Here is a 17,633-nt window from a genome sequence, read left to right as displayed (position 1 = left end):
TTTTAGTGTCCGGCCATCAACTTAACGCTGGTTTGACCAGAAAGCCGCATGCCTGACTGAAAATTGATACTGGCGCTCATGTGTTCGGTTGTTTAGTGGCTCAATACTATCGATGTTCCGGTTTTGAACGACCTGTGTGGAGTTCCGATGGATCAACTCGCTCATTTGGCTGATCCGGCTCGCACCGATCGATCTGCCCGTGGCGAGCAGACATTGCAGCGCGTGTTGACCGACCGGGCACCGGAACTCCGTCCGCTCTATTGGCGTGCGGCGCGTCTGGAGCCGGAAGGTCTCGGCTCATACGGCGCACATCTACAGCCGGACGGAACGATAGCGTTACTACCAGGTACGACGCTGTTGTTCGATACCTATTTCGGCTCGTTCTTCGAATCGCACTGGCGGTTGAATACCACGCTGCACAGCCTGGCACTTTCGGTGACGGTGCATGGGTCCTGCGTCGTTCGCTTGCTGCGCCGGGTCATGGGCGTGCACATGCTGCTCGGCGAAACGCACGTTGCCGGTGATGCCGGGGAACAGACGGTCAGGTTCGACATCCCTGATCAGAGCAGCAACTTTCGCGAATATGGATTGGTGTATTTCGAAGTCACCGCGACCGCTACCGGGTCTGGCGCGCAGTTCATCGAGGCGGCCTGGCTTGGTGAAACGCCGCCCGCTCCGGTAGCACTCGGGATCGTCTTCTGCACGTTCAACCGCGAAAGTTTCATGGCCGCGGTGCTGGAGGTTATGGTGACGGACCCGGCGGTCATGGCGCGCCTGGACCGGGTCTTCATCGTCAATCAGGGCCGGCCTGGTCTGATCGCGCATGAACTCATCGCACCATGGGCCGAACGACTGGGGTCTCGTCTGACCATCATCGAGCAGGGCAATTTCGGCGGTGCCGGCGGATTTACCCGTGGCCTGCTGGCTACGCTGGCCGATCCGATGCTGACCCACTGCGCCTTTCTAGACGACGATATCCGCCTGGAGCCGGACACGCTGCTCCGGCTGATCGCATTCCTGTCGCTGGCGCGGGAGAACGTCGCGGTAGGGGGGCAAATGCTCGACAGCGTCCAGCCGACCCGCCTGTACGAGGGCGGCGCGGTGATCGACAGCTTCAGCTGGTTCCCACGGGCCGTGCAGCACGACACCGATCTGCAATCGGCCGATGCGCTGAACCTGCTCGCACAGCCGCAATCGGTGCACTTCAACGGCTGGTGGTGCTTCGCGCTATCGCTCGACATCGTCAGGCGGGTCGGGCTGCCGATGCCATGCTTCATCCGCGGCGACGATGCCGAATACGGCATGCGCCTCTATCGACAGGGGATATTTACAACGGTTCTGCCAGGTGCGGCGGTCTGGCACGAGCCGTTCTACCTGAAGCTCGGCAACTGGCAGCTCTATTACGAGACACGCAACCTGCTGGTGCTGGCGGCGCTGCACGACCGGTTCGGCCGCGCCGCCGCCCTGCGCCGTGCCGGGCGCAGCTGGCTGCTGCACATGCTTACCTTCCGCTACTATGGCGCAGCCCTCATCATGCGCGGCGTCGCCGACTTCCTGGCCGGCCCGGCGATCCTGAGGCAGGATCCACGTCCGCTGCATGCCGGCATCACCGCACTCAGGCACCTTTACGGCCCGGGGGCGGTCGGCCGGAAGGAGGTCATGGATCCTGCCATGGTGGCCCGGATCCCGCGGGCACGCGGCGTGTTCCTGTTCTGGTTCATCGTGGTCCTGCTGCGACATGCCCTGGTGCCCACGGCAAACTCGAAACCCAGGCTGGTGGCGACCAGTGACTTCTCGTGGATCGGGCTGCGTCACGCCGAGCACGTCGTGCTGGACAACGGGTGGGAGCCGGAGATGTCCGCCTACCAGCGTGACCGGGGCCGGTTCTGGAGCCTGAGCCGGCAGACCCTGCCGGTGCTGCTGCGACTGTTCCGGCACGGCGATCAGGTGGCCGCATCCTGGAAGGCCGCCGCGCCCGAGCTGACCTCGCCGGGCTTCTGGGAGCATTATCTGGGATGCGGAAAAGCCAGCGTCGCGGCCCGCCCGGTCCCGGCACCCACAGCGTCCGCCACCTGAGCCCTACCGGACGTCGACCCTCCCGGTCAGCCAGTCGACATGAACGGAGAGGCGACGCTCCATCTCGCCGAGCGTGACGACGCCGCCCGAGCTGCTGCCGTCGGCGTGGAACACGATCGGTGCGGGGATACCGACAATGGCGATAGCCGCCGCAAGACCATGCCGGGCGCCCTTGCGTATGCCGTAATCCCGCTGGACCGGATCTGCCGTGAACACGACGTCGTGGTCCGTGGCGATCGCCCCGGCCCGGGTCCGCCGCATGTCGGATGCCATGGCGCGGGCACTGGCACGCAGGTCCAGCGTTGCCGAGTGCATCGGGCCGCGTGCCAGCACGATGCTGCCGACCAGCGCCAGCACCACCAGCACCACGATCATCTCGATCAGCGTGAAGCCGGAGTCCGGGTGTCTGCCGTCGGGTGACGCGGCACGGCCGGGGGCCTCGTCAGGGGGCTGAACGGCCACGCTTCTCCTCTGCCGGACAATCCGGGATCGATCCTTGCCGGTTTTCGTGTCCGGAGCCAACCATGCCGGCATCATCCGCCAAGGTGGTTTCGGGCGGGCCTGGCTCGCCCGTGCTTGCGCCGCACGGCATGCAGGCCATGTGTGTCTGCGACCTACCCCACCGGTTCCAGGATAATCATGACCGATCTCGCGACACCCGTCTGGTTCATCACCGGCTGCTCGACCGGCTTCGGCCGTGAGATCGCACGCCTGATCCTCGAGCGGGGGTGGCGGGTGGTTGCCACGGCGCGCAAGCCGGAACAACTCCAGGACCTGGTTGCAGGCCATGACGATCGTGCCCTGGCGCTGAAGCTCGACGTCACCGACAAGCAGAGCGTTGCCGAGGCCGTCGCCGCGGCCAGGGCAAAGTTCGGCCGCATCGACGTGCTGGTGAACAATGCCGGCTATGGCTACCTGGCGGCGATCGAGGAAGGCGAGGATGAGGGTATCCGCGCCCAGTTCGAAACCAACGTGTTCGGGCTGATCGAGCTGACCAAGGCGGTACTGCCGCATATGCGCGCGCAGGGGAGCGGCCACATCGTCAACTTCTCATCGATCGGCGGCCTCGTGAGCTTCGCCGCGACCGGTTACTATCACGCCACCAAATATGCCGTCGAAGGCCTGTCGGAGTCGCTGTCGATCGAGGGTGCCCCGCTCGGCATCAAGGTCACGGTGGTCGAGCCCGGCCCGTTCCGGACCGACTGGGCCGGCCGCTCGATCATCGAATCTCCGACGGTGATCGACGATTATGCGGAAACCGCCGGCAAGCGTCGCGAGCAGACCCGCGAGCGTAGCGGCACACAGGCCGGCGACCCGGTTCGCGGGTCCGAGGCGGTGATTACCGCGGTCTGCTCCGATAATCCGCCTTTGCATCTGTTGCTGGGAAAGCCGGCGCTCGATCTCGCTTACGCCAAACTGGATTCGTTACGCAAAGAATTCGATACCTGGAAGGACGTGACACTCGGCGCGGATTTCCCGGCAGCCTAGAGACGCCGACGGCCTTCCCGTAGCGTCCTGCCCGGCGGGTTCCCCGGAACGATGGATGCACGGCTTTCCGGATGAGGCTTGTTCCCTAGGCTGGTCGCCGGCCTGCTCGATCGGCTAGACCAGCCTTGGTCTGCCTGCATCGAGAGCCACACGTGACAAAAGCCCGCCCCGTCTCGAAGCAGGCCGATACCGGCTTGTGTGCGCGCCGGTCCGGGGGGTAGCACGTGCGCCCCGCGATCGATCTTCGCCGCGCGCTCGACATGGTGTTCAGGCACCTGATCCGCGAAGGCACGCTCGACGTGACCTGGCCCGGTGGCGCTATTCGTCGTTACGGATCCGGCGACATGCCAATGGCCGGGCTGGCCCTGCATGACGGCCGCGCCGTGCGAGGCCTGCTTCTGGATCCGGCACTTGCTGTCGGCGAGGCCTACATGGATGGCAGACTTGAGCCAATCGGCTGCACCCTCTACGAGCTGCTCGACCTGCTCGTGCTGAACGTCGCGCACGGGGGAAATCATCCGATACTGCGCGCCCGCCGGCATGTGCGCTATGCCGGCCGCTGGGTGCGGCAGTTCAATCCGGCGCGGCAGGCACAACGCAACGTCGCCCACCATTACGATCTGGACGCACGCCTCTACACTCTGCTGCTCGATACCGACCTGCAATATTCCTGTGCGTATTTCGAGACCGGGGATGAAACGCTCGAACAGGCGCAGGCTGCCAAGAAGCGCCACATCGCCACCAAGCTGCTGCTCAATCGGCCGGACCTCGAGGTACTCGATATCGGCTGCGGCTGGGGTGGGTTGGCGCTCAGCCTGGCCCGTGACCACGGTGCACGCGTGACCGGCATCACGCTTTCACAGGAACAGCTGGTGGCCGCCCAGGCACGTGCCGCCGCCGAGGGGGTGGCCGACCGGGTGCGGTTCGAGCTACGCGACTATCGCAGCGTCACTGCCGTCTATGACCGGATCGTTTCGGTCGGCATGTTCGAGCATGTCGGCATCAACCATTACGGCAGCTTCTTCGATACCGTTGCGCGCGGCCTCAGGCAGGACGGCGTCGCCCTGGTGCACACCATCGGCCAGAGCGGCCCGCCCGCCGAGACCAACGCCTGGCTGGCGAAATACATCTTTCCCGGCGGCTACTCGCCATCCCTCAGCGAGATCATGCCGGGGGTTGAGAAGTCCGGGCTGATCGCCACGGATATCGAGGTGCTGCGGCTGCATTATGCCCGCACGATCGCCCACTGGCGGCAGCGGTTCGCGCTCAATCGGGAGCGGATCCGGGCGCTCTACGACGAGCGGTTCTGCCGTATGTTCGAATTCTATCTGGTGGGATCAGAGCTGGCCTTCCGCCGGGAGACAGAGCTGAACTTCCAGATCCAGCTCTGTCACCAGCATGCCGCCGTTCCACTGACCCGGAGCTACATGCATCCGGCCTGAACGGGCTGCTCACGAACAGTTCATGGACCGGCTCGGTTCAAGGCTGACTTGAAGGTCGGTCAGGGCATCGTCGATCATCCCGATCCGGCGTGCCCCTCGAAGCTTGGCAGGCTCGCACGAGCAGGCCTGCTGCCTGTCATAACAGCTTGTGTGCAGTCGATCATCCAGCCGACAAGCCTCCCATGCCTGACACCACGCAAGACATCCCCGGGGAGACCGCTGTCATCGGTCGGGGACTGACGGCCGTCTTCGCCCTCGCCTGTGGCGCGGTGGTCGGCAACATCTATTACGTACAGCCGCTGATCGAGCCGATCAGCAGGTCCCTGCACTTGACCGGGGCCGCGGCCGGGCTCGTCGTGACGCTGATCCAGCTCGGCTTCGCCGCCGGGCTGCTGCTCCTCGTACCGTTGGCAGACCTGATCGAGAACCGCCGGCTGATCCAGGTCACGCTGCTCGGCGCGGCGATCGGGCTGATCGGGCTCGTGATGTCGGACTCCGTGACGACCTTCCTGATCGCCGGGTTCCTGGTCGGGCTGTGCTCGATCGGCCCGCAGATCCTGGTTCCGTTCGCCGCCCATCTCGCCCCCGCCCCGATCCGTGGCCGGGTGATCGGCAACATCATGGGCGGTTTGATCGCCGGGATCATGCTGGCCCGGCCGGTCGCCAGCATCGTCGCCTATCATTTCGGCTGGCGGGCGATCTTCCTGATCGCCGCCGTGGTGATGGTGTTGTTGGCAGTGCTGCTCGGCCGGCTGTTGCCGAAGCGCCAGCCAAGCCCGGGCCTGCATTACGGCCAGATCCTGATGTCGATGGGGCAGCTGCTGAAGCACGAGCCCGTGCTGCGTCGTCGTGCCACCTACCAGGGCGTGATGTTCGCCAGTTTCAGCATGTTCTGGACCGCGGTGCCGCTGCTGCTCGGCAGCCAGTTCGGCCTCGGCCAGCGTGGCATCGCGTTGTTCGCGCTGGCCGGCGCCGGTGGTGCTCTGGCGGCTCCTTTCGCCGGCCGGGTCGCCGACCGGGGCTGGACCCGAACCTCCACCGCCCTGGCACTCGTCGTGATGATGCTGAGCTTTCTCGGTGCCGGCTGGGCGTCTGCGTCGGGGTCGCTGGCCTGCCTCGTGCTGGCTGCGATCGTCCTGGATTCGAGCATCCAATGGAACCAGATCGTCAGCCAGCGCGCGGTCTACAGCCTGGCGCCGGAGCTGCGCGGCCGGCTGAACGCCGTCTATATGACGCTGGTGTTCCTATGCGGCGCAGCCGGTTCGATGCTCGCCACCACCACCTACGCCTATGGCGGCTGGCACCTCACCTCGCTGACCGGAGCAGGACTCGGGCTGGTGGCGTTGGCGGTGCTGGCGACCGAAATCAGGCCGAAGCGGACTCCGTCTTCGGCCAGCGGCGATGCAGCCATAGCCACGATGACGGGTCCGCCCTGATCCAGTCCTCCAGCCGGACATTCATCGCCCGGGCGATCGCGTGGATGTCGGCGACGCGGTCGCCAGTCAAGGTCACGGCCATCGGCTCGTCGCAGATCATCCTGAACCGCGCCGGGCCGATCCGGACCACATGCACGGGGATGATCGGCGCGTTGAACCGCAGCGCGAACTGGGCAAGGGCAGGGGCGGTCATTGCGTCACGCCCGAAAAATGGGACAGCGATGCCGTCGTTCATCTTCTGGTCGACCAGCAGGCCGAGCGATCCGCCACGCTGCAGATGCGACAATGCGGCGCGGGCACCGGAAGCACCCTTGGCGAACATCGAGATGCCCGAACCCAGCGCCTGCTGCCGCATCGACTGGATGATCGCGTCGACGGTCGTGTTCGAGGCGGCGCGGTAGAACCCGGACACGGTCAGGCCGAGGGCACCGGCAATCGGAAGCACCATCTCCCAGTTCCCGAAATGGCCGGAAAAAAACAATGCCTGGGTCCCGTCCCGTATCAGGGCCTCGACATGTCGCTCGCCGGCGATTTCCCAGCCTGGACCGCTCGCCGTGCGGTGGAACGAGGCGAGGTGCGGCAGCTCGGCGGTAGTGCGGCCCAGGTTGTCCCAGACGCCGCGGATGATGCGCTTGCGATCCACCGCGGCGAGTTCGGGAAAGACCTGAGCCAGGTTCCGGTGAGCAACCTTCGACACCGACAGATGCGGTCCGACGGAGCGGGCCAGTCGGCCGCCGAGGTTGGACGCCCGTACCGGTCCGAGACGCCTCAGCATCGCGATCGCACCGCGCAGAACCATCGCCTGCAACCTGTCGGCAAGACGGGTCAGGTCAACGGCGCGGCCGAGGTTTTTCAGGAAGCCCATCCTGCGACGTAGAGGATTCGAGGCTTTCGATCCAGTGCAGCCTTTTCAAGAGGTTGCAGCGTCCCCATCTCTCATTGTGTGGTCTTTGTCGTTGACACTCCGCATGACCACTGCGATTTAGAAACCGCTGACGTGGGAGAGACCGGTGAGAGCCGGCGCCGAAGGAGCAACCGCCCCGGAAACTCTCAGGCAAATGGACCGCTCAGCTAGAACTTCTGGAAAGAGGCGCCCCGCATTTGCGAGGATGGCGTCCGCCGACGGGATAACGATCTCAGGCACAAGAGACAGAAGGGGCGCAACGGGTCGGGGATTCCGGCTTATGGGGGCGCCATGACTATCGTTCACACAGACATCTACCCATCCGGAACCTCGCACGCCCTGCCTGGTCGCCTCCGTCTGTTCGACCGCAGCCGGGTTCCGGGCGTTGTCGGTCCGACGCTGTCCATTTCCGTTCATTGAGAGGACCAGACCCGATGTCCGAATTCTTCAGCCGTGTCCTCTCGGATGACCCGTTGATCGCCGATGCGCTGGTCGCCGAAATGCGCCGCCAGGACGAGGGAATCGAGTTGATCGCCAGCGAGAACATCGTCTCGCCGGCGGTGCTGGCGGCCCAGGGGTCGGTGCTGACCAACAAATATGCCGAGGGGTATCCGGGTCGCCGCTACTATGGCGGCTGTGCGCAGATGGATGTCGTGGAGAGTGCTGCGATCGACCGGGCGACCCGGCTGTTCGGCTGCGGCTTTGCCAACGTCCAGCCGCATTCGGGCGCGCAGGCCAATGCCGCCGTCCTGCTCGCGCTGCTGAAGCCGGGCGATGTCATTCTCGGCATGTCTCTGGATGCCGGCGGCCACCTGACGCATGGCGCCAAGCCGACCCTGTCGGGCAAGTGGTTCCAGGCGATCCAGTATGGCGTCCGCCGCCAGGACGGCCTGCTCGATTACGAGGAAGTGGACCGGCTGGCGCGCGAGCATCGCCCGAAGCTGATCATCGCCGGCGGCTCGGCGATCCCGCGTCAGATCGATTTCGCCCGCTTCCGCGCCATCGCCGACGAGGTTGGCGCGCTGCTGATGGTGGACATGGCGCATTTCGCCGGCCTGGTCGCCGGGGGGGTGCATCCGAGCCCGTTTCCACACGCCCACGTCGCCACCACGACCACGCACAAGACCCTGCGCGGTCCCCGCGGCGGCATGATCCTCACCAACGACGAGGCGCTGGCCAAGAAATTCAACTCGGCGGTATTTCCCGGCATGCAGGGCGGTCCACTGATGCATGTGATCGCCGCCAAGGCGGTCGCGTTCGGCGAGGCCCTGCGTCCGGACTTCAAGGATTACGCGGCGCAGGTGGTGGCAAACGCGAAGGCGCTCGGCGAGGGCCTCATGGCGCGGGGCCACGATCTGGTCACCGGCGGCACCGACACGCATCTGGTCCTGCTCGACCTGCGCCGCACCGGCCTGACCGGCAAGGCCGCCGAGGCGACGCTGGAGCGGGCCGGGCTCACCTGCAACAAGAACGGCATCCCCTACGACCCGCTCCCGCCGGCGCAGACCAGCGGCATCCGGCTGGGATCCCCGGCTGCCACCACGCGCGGCTTCCGCGAGGCCGAGTTCCTGCAGGTGGCGACGCTGATCGCCGATGTGCTGGACGGTCTGGTCGCCAACCCCGACGATAATGGAAACGCCGAGACCACGGCGCGCCATGATGTCGAGGCACTTTGCGCCCGCTTCCCGCTCTATCGAGCAGCCTGATCATGCCGGGAACCGTGCCGCCGGACGTGCAAGAGGATATCCAGCAGGTCATCGTCGCGGACGAAGCTTCCGTCGAGACGATCCAGCAGACGCCGCTCAATGCGCTGCATGTCGAGCTCGGTGCCCGGATGGTGCCGTTCGCCGGTTACAGCATGCCGCTGCAGTACAGCACCGGCATCATGACCGAGCACCTGCATACGCGCGCCTCGTGCGGATTGTTCGACGTTTCGCACATGGGCCAGATCATCCTGCGTGCGCGGTCCGGCGTGCTGCGCGATGCGGCACTGGCCCTCGAACGGCTGGTTCCGGCCGATATCGCGTCCCTGGCAGCCGGACGCCAGCGCTACGCCCTGTTCACCAACCAGGCAGGCGGGATCATGGACGACCTGATGGTCGCCAACATGGGCGACCACCTGTTCCTGGTCGTGAACGCGAGCTGCAAGCTGGCCGACCTGGCCCACCTCCGGCATCACCTCGGCGACGCCTGTTCTGTGGAAACCGGGTTCGACCGCGCGCTGGTGGCGCTGCAGGGCCCGGGTGCCGAGGCTGCCTTGTCGGCGCTGGCACCGGATGCGGCCGGCATGCGTTTCATGGACGTGCGCCTGCTCATGATCGAGGGCCATGCCTGCACCGTCTCCCGGTCCGGCTACACCGGCGAAGATGGCTACGAGATCGGCATGCCGGCCGATGGGGCGGACCTGATCGTGCGTTCGCTGCTGTCGCAACCGGGCGTGTTGCCGATCGGCCTGGGCGCTCGCGACAGCCTGCGGCTCGAGGCGGGCCTTTGCCTGTACGGCAACGATCTCGATCCTACCACGACGCCGATCGAGGCGGCCCTGGACTGGGCGATCCAGAAATCCCGGCGGTTTGGCGGTGCCCGGGCTGGCGGTTTCCCCGGTGCCGACCTGATCCTGCGCCAGCTCGTCGACGGCACGAAATTGCGCCGGATCGGGCTGCGGCCGGATGGGCGCGCCCCCCTGCGCTCGGGCGCGAAGCTGTTCTCGCCGGCCGATCTCGACGAGCCGGTCGGCAATGTCAGCTCCGGCGCGTTCGGACCAAGCCTGCAGGCGCCGGTTGCGATGGGCTACGTGCTGGCAGCACTGGCCCAGCCCGGAACCGCCCTGGTGGCGGAGTTGCGCGGCCGCCATGTCCCGGTGACGGTCTGCCCGATGCCTTTCGTCTCTCCAACCTACAAGCGTTGAGTGAGTCTGCGATGTCTGCAAACACGATCGATCTGAACAGCTCCGGTTCCAGTCTCTGGCAGGATGCACGGCCTCCCTCGGACTCATTCGCCAGGCGCCATATCGGGCCGGACGAGACGGAGATCGCCGCCATGCTCGACGCGGTCGGGGCGGCCGACCTCGAAACGCTGACCCGAGAGACGGTGCCGGCGTCGATCCGGATCGATGCCGGGGCCTGGCACGAGCAGGTCGGGCTCGGGGCGGGCCTGACCGAGCCGGAAGTCCTGGCACGGCTACGCCAGGTCGCCGATCGCAACCAGGTGCTGGTCTCGTTGATCGGCCAGGGCTACCACGGCACCGTTCTGCCCGGCGTGATCCAGCGCAACATCCTGGAAAACCCGGCCTGGTATACCGCCTACACGCCGTATCAGCCGGAAATCAGCCAGGGCCGGCTCGAGGCGCTGCTGAACTTCCAGACGCTGGTCTGCGACCTGACCGGCCTGGACGTCGCGAACGCGTCGCTGCTCGACGAGGCGACCGCGGCAGCCGAGGCAATGACCCTGGCCAGCCGCATGGCGAAGTCGAAGGCGAAGTCGTTCTTCGTCGATCAGGGCTGCCATCCACAGACCCTCGCCGTGCTGCGCACGCGTGCCGAGCCGCTCGGCATTCCATTGGTGGTCGGCGATCCCGACGGCGATCTCGACGCTTCCACGGTGTTCGGGGCGCTGCTGCAGTATCCCGACACCACCGGCCTCGTTCGTGATCCGCGCGCATTGATCGGTCGTCTGCATGCGGCCGGCGCGCTGGTGGCGATGGCCGCCGATCCGCTGGCACTCACCCTGCTGACCCCGCCCGGCGCGCTCGGTGCCGACATCGCGATCGGTTCGATGCAGCGCTTCGGCGTGCCGATGGGCTTCGGCGGTCCGCATGCCGCCTACATGGCGGTGCGCGACGGCCTCAAGCGCTCGATGCCCGGCCGTCTCGTCGGGGTGTCGATCGACAGCGCCGGACGCCCGGCCTACCGGCTGGCACTGCAGACGCGCGAGCAGCATATCCGCCGCGAGAAGGCGACCTCGAACATCTGTACGGCCCAGGTGCTGCTGGCAGTCATCGCCTCGATGTATGCGGTCTATCACGGGCCGGACGGGCTGCAGGCCATCGCACGCCGGGTGAACCGGCTGGCCCGGGTGCTGGCGTCCGGGTTGCGGGCGCTGGGCGCCGACATCGAGACCGACATGGTGTTCGATACCATCACGGTCGCGACCGGCGACCGGACCGGGGCGATCATCGATGCGGCCTGCGCCGCCGGGATCAACCTGCGCCGGCTCGATGCCGGCCGCATCGGCATCAGCATCGACGAGACCACGACGCCGGAAATCATCCGCGCCGTCTGGCAGGCGTTCGCGCCCGACGGTGCCGTCCAGGCGATGGAAGCGAAGCTGGCGGTCGGCGAAAGCCCGATCCCGTCGGCGTTGCAGCGCACCGTTCCGTTCATGACCCATCCGGTGTTCCACGAGCACCGTTCCGAGACCGAGATGCTGCGCTACCTGCGCCGGCTGTCGGACCGCGACCTGGCGCTCGATCGCACGATGATCCCGCTCGGCTCCTGCACCATGAAGCTGAACGCCACCGTCGAGATGGTGCCGATCACCTGGCCCGGCTTCTGCGACCTCCACCCCTACGCACCCCCCGCGCAGACTGCCGGCTATGCCGAGTTGTTCGCCGACCTCGAAAAGCGCCTGTGCGCGATCAGCGGCTACGATTCGGTATCGTTGCAGCCGAACTCCGGCGCGCAGGGCGAGTATGCCGGGCTGCTGGCGATCCGCGGCTATCACCGGTCGACCGGCCATGCCGAGCGCGACGTGTGCCTGATCCCGGCCTCGGCGCACGGCACCAACCCGGCCTCGGCGCAGATGGCCGGAATGCGCGTGGTGGTGGTCGGCTGCGATCGGGAGGGCAACGTCGATGTCGACGACCTCCGGACCAAGATCGGCCTGCATTCCGACCGGCTGGCGGCGATCATGATCACCTATCCGTCGACGCACGGCGTGTTCGAGGAGAACGTCCGCGAGATCTGCGATCTGATGCATGCCGCGGGCGGCCAGGTCTATCTCGACGGCGCCAACCTGAACGCGCAGGTCGGACTGGCACGGCCCGGCCAGTATGGCGCCGACGTCAGCCACTTCAACCTGCACAAGACCTTCTGCATCCCGCATGGCGGCGGTGGTCCCGGCATGGGGCCGATCGGGGTGCGCGCCCATCTGGCACCGTTCCTGCCCGGCCGCCCGGACCAGGGCGGCGAGCATGCGGTGTCCGCGGCACCGTACGGGTCGGCCTCGATCCTGCCGATCTCCTGGGCCTACATGCTGCTGATGGGCGATGACGGCCTGCGACGTGCGACGCAGGTGGCGATCCTGAACTCGAACTATATCGTGCGCCGGCTCGAGGGTGCTTATCCGGTGCTGTTCCGTGGAGCCCAGGGCAGGGTGGCGCACGAATGCATCATCGATCTGCGACCGTTCAAGGACCAGTTCGGCGTCACCGTGGACGACATCGCGAAACGCCTGGTCGATCATGGCTTCCACGCGCCGACGGTGAGCTTTCCGGTCGCCGGCACCTTCATGATCGAGCCGACGGAGTCCGAGAGCCGCGCCGAAATCGACCGGTTCTGCGACGCGATGCTGGCGATCCGCGAGGAGATCCGCGCCATCGAGGATGGTCATGTCGCGGTTGCGGACTCTCCGCTCCGGCATGCGCCGCACACCATCCGCGACGTCGTGAGGTCCGAGTGGAACCGTGCCTACGACCGCGAGGCCGGTTGCTTCCCGGCCGGGGTGGCGATGGACAAGTATTTCCCGCCGGTCGGGCGCCTGGATAACAGCTACGGGGACCGCAATCTGATCTGTTCCTGCCCGTCGCCTGAGGCATACGCGGAGGCCGCGGATTGAAGGTCAGGGCTCTGCCCTGAACCCGCTCAAGGCTCGCCTTGAGAATCGATGTGATTAGATCCTAGAACGCAATCGTCGCACGCAGCCCGACCACCGCCTCGTCGCCGATCCGGCGGCCGGCATCATCTGGATCGGGCAGGCCACCGCCTGGATGGATGACGTATTGCGCGTCGGGCTGCAGCGATAGCCAGGGGGTGACCGGTGCCTGGTAGGTCAACTCAATGACCGTCTCGGCATCCCGCACCGGATAGGCGCTACCGGAAAAAAACGCGGTGTCGCGGTCCAGTTGGCGTGCCCGGCCGCTGATTTTCGTATAGCCGACCGCCATGCCCAGGGAGTCGTCCGGGCGGCTGGGCAGCATGCCCTTCCAGCTCAGGCCGCCCTCCGCATACAGCGAGACGAGGTTGCGGTCGCCGCGCGTGCCGACGATCCGGCCGAACAATCCGATGCCCTTATCGGCGCCGCTGCCGTGCTGCCAAAGCAGCTGATCCATGACCGCGTAGATGCCCCAGTCCCGGCGATGCAGCAGCGCGTTGCCGTTGCTGTCCGGGTCCGCCAGCGACCGTCCGTGGTTGTCCGTCTCCTGGTCGGCGAACGCGTTGGAGTTGTAGTAGGCACCGATCTTGTAGGTTCCCGGCAGCCCGTGCCGGTCCTTGCCCTGGTTGATCGCCAGTTGCAGTTCGCCGACGACGAACACGCCATCATCGAGCTCGAAACTGGTGCCGTCTGCATCTCGTTTCTGCGGGTCGCCGCTGCCCTCGCCGCCCGGCCTGCCGTTATAAGCCGCGACAAGGGCAGTCAGTGCTTCGGTCGGTTGCAGCTTGAGCCGTATGCCCGGCGTCCCGAGCGGATAGGCATTGGCGCCGGAAGGCAGATCGATGCCCGGAAGCGTCGGCCAGCCGAACTGCGAGTTGATGAACAGGGTGCCATACTGGCTGATCAGGAATTCCTGGTCGACCGCCTGCTGGCCGATCCGGACGGTCGCGTTACCGCCGAACAGCGACTGCTCATACCAGGCCTCGAACAGCCGAAACGACCGGCCGGCCTCGATCGAGCTGACGGTGCTGAGGTTGTCCAGATTATTGGCGCTGAGGCCGCGTCCGTGGAGCTGGTAGGAACTGACGCTGATGGTGCCGCCGGTCAGTCCAAGCAGCTTTCCGGTATCGATCCCGAGCGTGGCGGCCGCCAGGCCTTCGTAGATTGCACCGGTCCGCAAACCGCCGGTCGCGTTGCCGAGGACTTCGCTGGTTTCGGTGAGGCCGATGCTGACTCCGCGCGCGGCCAGGGACGAGCGGATGCCCCATGGGTCGCCGAGCAATGCACTCCGGGTCATCAGGTCACCCTGGACCGCCGATGCACCGGGGGGCGCCGGCGTTGCAGCCGTATCGTTCGCGGGCTGGTCGGGCGTTCCGGGCAAGGATCTCGTATCCTGCGCATCGGCAGTCGACACGGCGCCGGCCAGCAGCATGCAGCTGGCAAGGCCAGCTCGGGCAGGGCCGATGCCGGACCGGTTTCTGCGTGCTGTCATGACCAGAGTTTCGAGCCAGTGCAGGCCGGGTCCTGAACCATCGTTACCCCCGACATCGTCCATGTCACCGGTTTTCTTGAGCCGGGCTGCCGGCGTTGCCGAGCGCAAGCAGTTGACCAGCCGTAGCTACACCTCTAGATCCCCGTGTTGCAAATGATTTGCATTATCGGACCGCGCCTTGTAGACGGTCCGACGGAGGCTTTCGATGACCTATTCCCGACGGCTGGTGCCGGCAAGGCTGCCCGCATCACTGCGGACCGGCAGGTTCCCAGCTGCCTTCTGCGTCATCGGCATGGCCGTGCTTGCTTCAACGACGCCCGGCATGGCGGCAGAGGCGCCGTCGTTCCTGTCCCGCTTCAAGCATCACACGACCGTCGCCTCGACCGTACCGGCGAACGGTGACCAGAACCCCTATGCGGTGTTCGTCTCGCCGGTCAGCAAGGGGCGCCTGGTCAAGGACCAGGTGCTGGTCGGGAATTTCAACAATGCCGGCAACCTGCAGGGTCTCGGCACCACCATCGTGCAGGTCGATCCCGCCACGCAGGCGATCTCGTTGTTCGCCTCGGTACCTCAGAAGCTCGACAAGTGCCCGGGTGGGGTCGGCCTGACCACTGCCCTTGCCGTGCTGAAAAGCGGCTGGGTGATCATCGGCAGCCTGCCGAGCACCGACGGTACCACCGCCACCAAGGGCGACGGTTGCCTGCTCCTGTTCGATGCCGATGGAAAGCTCGCCGACGTCTGGACCAGCCCGAAGATCAACGGGCCATGGGGCAACATGGCGGTCATCGACAAGGGCACCAGTGCCACCCTGTTCGTCAGCAATGCCGGCTTCGGTGTCGGCGCGCCGCCGGCCGGCGCGGCCCCGATCGTGAGCAAGGCGACAGTGGTGCGGGTCGAGCTGCAGATCCCCGACGGCGGCAAGCCGCATGTCACCGCAATGACGGTGGTGGCGGACGGGTTCGGCGAGGCGGCGGACAAGAGCGTGTTCATCATCGGGCCGACCGGGATCGCCCTCGGTGCCAAGGGCTCGATCTACGTGTCGGACGCGATCGGCAACCGGATCGTCAGCATTCCCGATGCGCTGACCCGGACCGACAGTGCCGGAACCGGCACCGAGATCACCAGGGATGGGCTGCTCAAGCGGCCGCTGGCGCTTGTCAACGTGCCCAACGGCAACCTGCTGGTAGCCAACGGGCTCAACGGGCAGGTGGTCGAGATCGATCCGGTCGGGCGCAGGCAGGTCGGTGCCCAGTGGGTCGATGTCGACAAGGCACAGCAGCCTCCCGGTAGCGGCGACCTGTTCGGGCTGGCGGTCACTCCAAAAGGCGACGGCTTCTATTATGTAGAGGACGACATGAACACGCTCGTCCTGGCGCATTGACGCCTACGGCGGGCTTAGAGGAACGGATGGCGTTGGAAGACAAGACCGGCAGGATCCAGGCCGAAGGCGACAGCACGGAGACGGCAGCATCGCGGCGCGCCTTCCTGAGGGGTGCCGGAAGCCTGGCAGTCGCCGGTGCGGTCTGTCCGTTCTCCGGAGCGCGCGCCACATCCGCGTCGCTGCCGCGTCCGGCCGAGCTGGCGAAGGGCATCACCCCCGATAGCCGAGGCCCGTCGCGCGGCATCGTCGAGACGTTCGACGGCCCGCACCAGGGCGGCATCCTGACGCCGTTGCAGAACCATACCTGCTTCGTGGTCTTCGACCTGGTGACCGAGGACGGTCCTTCGGTGGTCAGGCTGCTCAAGCTCTGGACCGAGGCTGCGCGCCGCCTTAGCCGCGGCCAGACCGTTGCGTCGGTCGATGGCAATCCCGACAGGCCGCCGGCGGATAGCGGCGATGCGGTCGGGCTGGGGCCGGCGCGCCTGACCCTTACCTTCGGCTTCGGGCCCGGACTGTTCGAGAAGGATGGGCACGACCGCTATGGCCTGCGTGCCAGGCGCCCGGCCGAGCTGATCGACCTGCCGCACTTCAACGGCGACCAGCTGGCGCCCGGCAACACCGGCGGCGACCTGTCTGTCCAGGCCTGTGCCGACGATCCGCAAGTGGCGTTCCATGCCGTGCGCCAGTTGGCGCGCATCGCCGACGGCACCGCCCAGCTTCGCTGGATCCAGAACGGCTACAACGCCCAGTTTGCCGCCGAGGATACGCCGCGCAACCTGATGGGCTTCAAGGACGGCACGCAGAACCCTGTCTCGGCGCGGCCGGACCAGGTGCATGCGGTGGCCGGCGGCAAGAGCTTCAGGCCGGGATCCGCCGACAAGGTGGTCTGGGTAGGGAGCGAGGGCCCGGAGTGGATGCGCGGCGGCAGCTACATGGTCGCGCGCCGTATCCGTATCTTCCTCGAACATTGGGACCGCACCGACCTGTCGTTCCAGGAAGAGGTGTTCGGCCGGCGCAAGCAGTCGGGCGCGCCGCTTACCGGCAAGGGCGAGTTCGATCCCATCGATCTGGACGCCGTCGACAAGGACGGCAACCCGATCATCGCCGAGAACGCGCACGTCCGGCTGGCATCGGCCGCGGCGAATGGCGGCGCCGAGATCCTGCGGCGCGGCTATTCCTATAATGACGGGCTGAGCTTCGTGGCCGAGCGCTGGCCACCGTGGCGTCAGGGGCTGCAATACGATGCCGGGCTTTTCTTCGTGTGCTACCAGCGAGATCCCCGGACCGGCTTCGTGCAGATCTACGACAAGATGTCGAAGCTCGACCTGGTGAACCAGTACGCGACCCACGTCGGCAGCGGCCTGTTCGCCTGTCCGCCCGGCACCGGCACGAAACCCAGCAGCTTCATCGGCGAGGCGCTGTTCAAGGATGTGTCCCTGAAATCTGTCGCCGCCACTCCGGCTTCGGTGCCGGCGCCCGGGGCTTCCAGTACCGGAAAGACCGCATCTTATTGATCAGGAAATAGGCGTTTCTGAGGTAGACT

General features: G+C 66.4%; 12 protein-coding genes and 1 riboswitch. Of the genes, 9 read left to right on the top strand and 3 right to left on the bottom strand.

Annotation, left to right across the window (positions count from 1 at the left end; genetic code table 11):
• Window positions 1-147: 147 nt before the first annotated feature.
• Window positions 148-2,076 (top strand): glycosyltransferase, encoded by a 1,929-nt coding sequence (locus HN018_RS20250; RefSeq protein ID WP_171833740.1) that lies wholly within the window; start codon window positions 148-150, stop codon window positions 2,074-2,076.
• Window positions 2,077-2,079: 3 nt separating this feature from the next.
• Here the strand turns inward: HN018_RS20250 and HN018_RS20245 are convergent, their stop codons facing one another.
• Window positions 2,080-2,538 (bottom strand): prepilin-type N-terminal cleavage/methylation domain-containing protein, encoded by a 459-nt coding sequence (locus tag HN018_RS20245; protein ID WP_171833739.1) that lies wholly within the window; start codon window positions 2,536-2,538, stop codon window positions 2,080-2,082.
• Between the two features lie 177 nt (window positions 2,539-2,715).
• Between HN018_RS20245 and HN018_RS20240 the strand changes: the two genes are divergently transcribed.
• The 3 genes from HN018_RS20240 (at window position 2,716) to HN018_RS20230 (ending at window position 6,442) form a co-directional block, all read left to right on the top strand.
• Complete coding sequence (locus tag HN018_RS20240; RefSeq protein WP_171833738.1) at window positions 2,716-3,564, top strand: oxidoreductase; 849 nt, start codon at window positions 2,716-2,718, stop codon at window positions 3,562-3,564.
• 260 nt (window positions 3,565-3,824) lie between these two features.
• Window positions 3,825-5,006 carry an SAM-dependent methyltransferase gene (locus HN018_RS20235; protein ID WP_171833808.1) on the top strand — a complete coding sequence of 394 codons (1,182 nt, stop codon included), beginning with the start codon at window positions 3,825-3,827 and terminating at the stop codon, window positions 5,004-5,006.
• Window positions 5,007-5,188: 182 nt separating this feature from the next.
• Window positions 5,189-6,442 carry an MFS transporter gene (locus tag HN018_RS20230; protein ID WP_171833737.1) on the top strand — a complete coding sequence of 418 codons (1,254 nt, stop codon included), beginning with the start codon at window positions 5,189-5,191 and terminating at the stop codon, window positions 6,440-6,442.
• On the opposite strand, the gene HN018_RS20225 is transcribed toward HN018_RS20230, so the two are convergent.
• Complete coding sequence (locus HN018_RS20225; RefSeq protein ID WP_171833736.1) at window positions 6,372-7,307, bottom strand: lysophospholipid acyltransferase family protein; 936 nt, start codon at window positions 7,305-7,307, stop codon at window positions 6,372-6,374. The two genes, HN018_RS20230 and HN018_RS20225, sit on opposite strands and share 71 nt — an antisense overlap.
• A 122-nt stretch (window positions 7,308-7,429) precedes the next feature.
• Window positions 7,430-7,518, top strand: a riboswitch (glycine riboswitch).
• 262 nt (window positions 7,519-7,780) lie between these two features.
• On the opposite strand from HN018_RS20225, the gene glyA reads away from it, so the two are divergent.
• Genes glyA through gcvP form a run of 3 tightly spaced genes read left to right on the top strand, consistent with a single transcriptional unit; the run spans window position 7,781 to window position 13,181 of the window.
• On the top strand, window positions 7,781-9,052 hold the full coding sequence (gene glyA / locus HN018_RS20220) for a serine hydroxymethyltransferase (RefSeq protein ID WP_171833735.1): 1,272 nt from the start codon (window positions 7,781-7,783) through the stop codon (window positions 9,050-9,052).
• 2 nt (window positions 9,053-9,054) lie between these two features.
• Window positions 9,055-10,254, top strand: coding sequence for a glycine cleavage system aminomethyltransferase GcvT (gene gcvT / locus HN018_RS20215; RefSeq protein ID WP_171833734.1), 1,200 nt, complete (start codon window positions 9,055-9,057; stop codon window positions 10,252-10,254).
• An 11-nt stretch (window positions 10,255-10,265) separates the two neighbouring features.
• Window positions 10,266-13,181 (top strand): aminomethyl-transferring glycine dehydrogenase, encoded by a 2,916-nt coding sequence (gcvP, locus tag HN018_RS20210; RefSeq protein WP_171833733.1) that lies wholly within the window; start codon window positions 10,266-10,268, stop codon window positions 13,179-13,181.
• A gap of 61 nt (window positions 13,182-13,242) precedes the next feature.
• Here the strand turns inward: gcvP and HN018_RS20205 are convergent, their stop codons facing one another.
• On the bottom strand, window positions 13,243-14,709 hold the full coding sequence (locus HN018_RS20205; RefSeq protein ID WP_171833732.1) for a carbohydrate porin: 1,467 nt from the start codon (window positions 14,707-14,709) through the stop codon (window positions 13,243-13,245).
• 205 nt (window positions 14,710-14,914) lie between these two features.
• On the opposite strand from HN018_RS20205, the gene HN018_RS20200 reads away from it, so the two are divergent.
• A complete protein-coding gene (locus tag HN018_RS20200) occupies window positions 14,915-16,090 on the top strand; it encodes an NHL repeat-containing protein (RefSeq protein ID WP_171833731.1) in 1,176 nt (391 codons plus the stop codon).
• A gap of 32 nt (window positions 16,091-16,122) precedes the next feature.
• The gene (locus HN018_RS20195) at window positions 16,123-17,604 is read left to right on the top strand and encodes a Dyp-type peroxidase (protein WP_239478861.1); all 1,482 of its coding nucleotides are present in this window, start codon (window positions 16,123-16,125) and stop codon (window positions 17,602-17,604) included.
• Window positions 17,605-17,633: the final 29 nt, after the last annotated feature.

Source organism: Lichenicola cladoniae (genome assembly GCF_013201075.1).
In the GTDB taxonomy this organism is placed as follows: domain Bacteria; phylum Pseudomonadota; class Alphaproteobacteria; order Acetobacterales; family Acetobacteraceae; genus Lichenicola; species Lichenicola cladoniae.
This window is presented reverse-complemented; position numbering and strand designations above follow the sequence as displayed.

Coding starts and splice junctions, on each gene's coding strand:
- HN018_RS20250 (WP_171833740.1), top strand. CDS start 148: ATGGATCAACTCGCTCATTTGGCTGATCCGGCTCGCACCGATCGATCT.
- HN018_RS20240 (WP_171833738.1), top strand. CDS start 2,716: ATGACCGATCTCGCGACACCCGTCTGGTTCATCACCGGCTGCTCGACC.
- HN018_RS20235 (WP_171833808.1), top strand. CDS start 3,825: ATGGTGTTCAGGCACCTGATCCGCGAAGGCACGCTCGACGTGACCTGG.
- HN018_RS20230 (WP_171833737.1), top strand. CDS start 5,189: ATGCCTGACACCACGCAAGACATCCCCGGGGAGACCGCTGTCATCGGT.
- HN018_RS20225 (WP_171833736.1), bottom strand. CDS start 7,307: ATGGGCTTCCTGAAAAACCTCGGCCGCGCCGTTGACCTGACCCGTCTT.
- glyA (WP_171833735.1), top strand. CDS start 7,781: ATGTCCGAATTCTTCAGCCGTGTCCTCTCGGATGACCCGTTGATCGCC.
- gcvT (WP_171833734.1), top strand. CDS start 9,055: ATGCCGGGAACCGTGCCGCCGGACGTGCAAGAGGATATCCAGCAGGTC.
- gcvP (WP_171833733.1), top strand. CDS start 10,266: ATGTCTGCAAACACGATCGATCTGAACAGCTCCGGTTCCAGTCTCTGG.
- HN018_RS20205 (WP_171833732.1), bottom strand. CDS start 14,709: ATGACAGCACGCAGAAACCGGTCCGGCATCGGCCCTGCCCGAGCTGGC.
- HN018_RS20200 (WP_171833731.1), top strand. CDS start 14,915: ATGACCTATTCCCGACGGCTGGTGCCGGCAAGGCTGCCCGCATCACTG.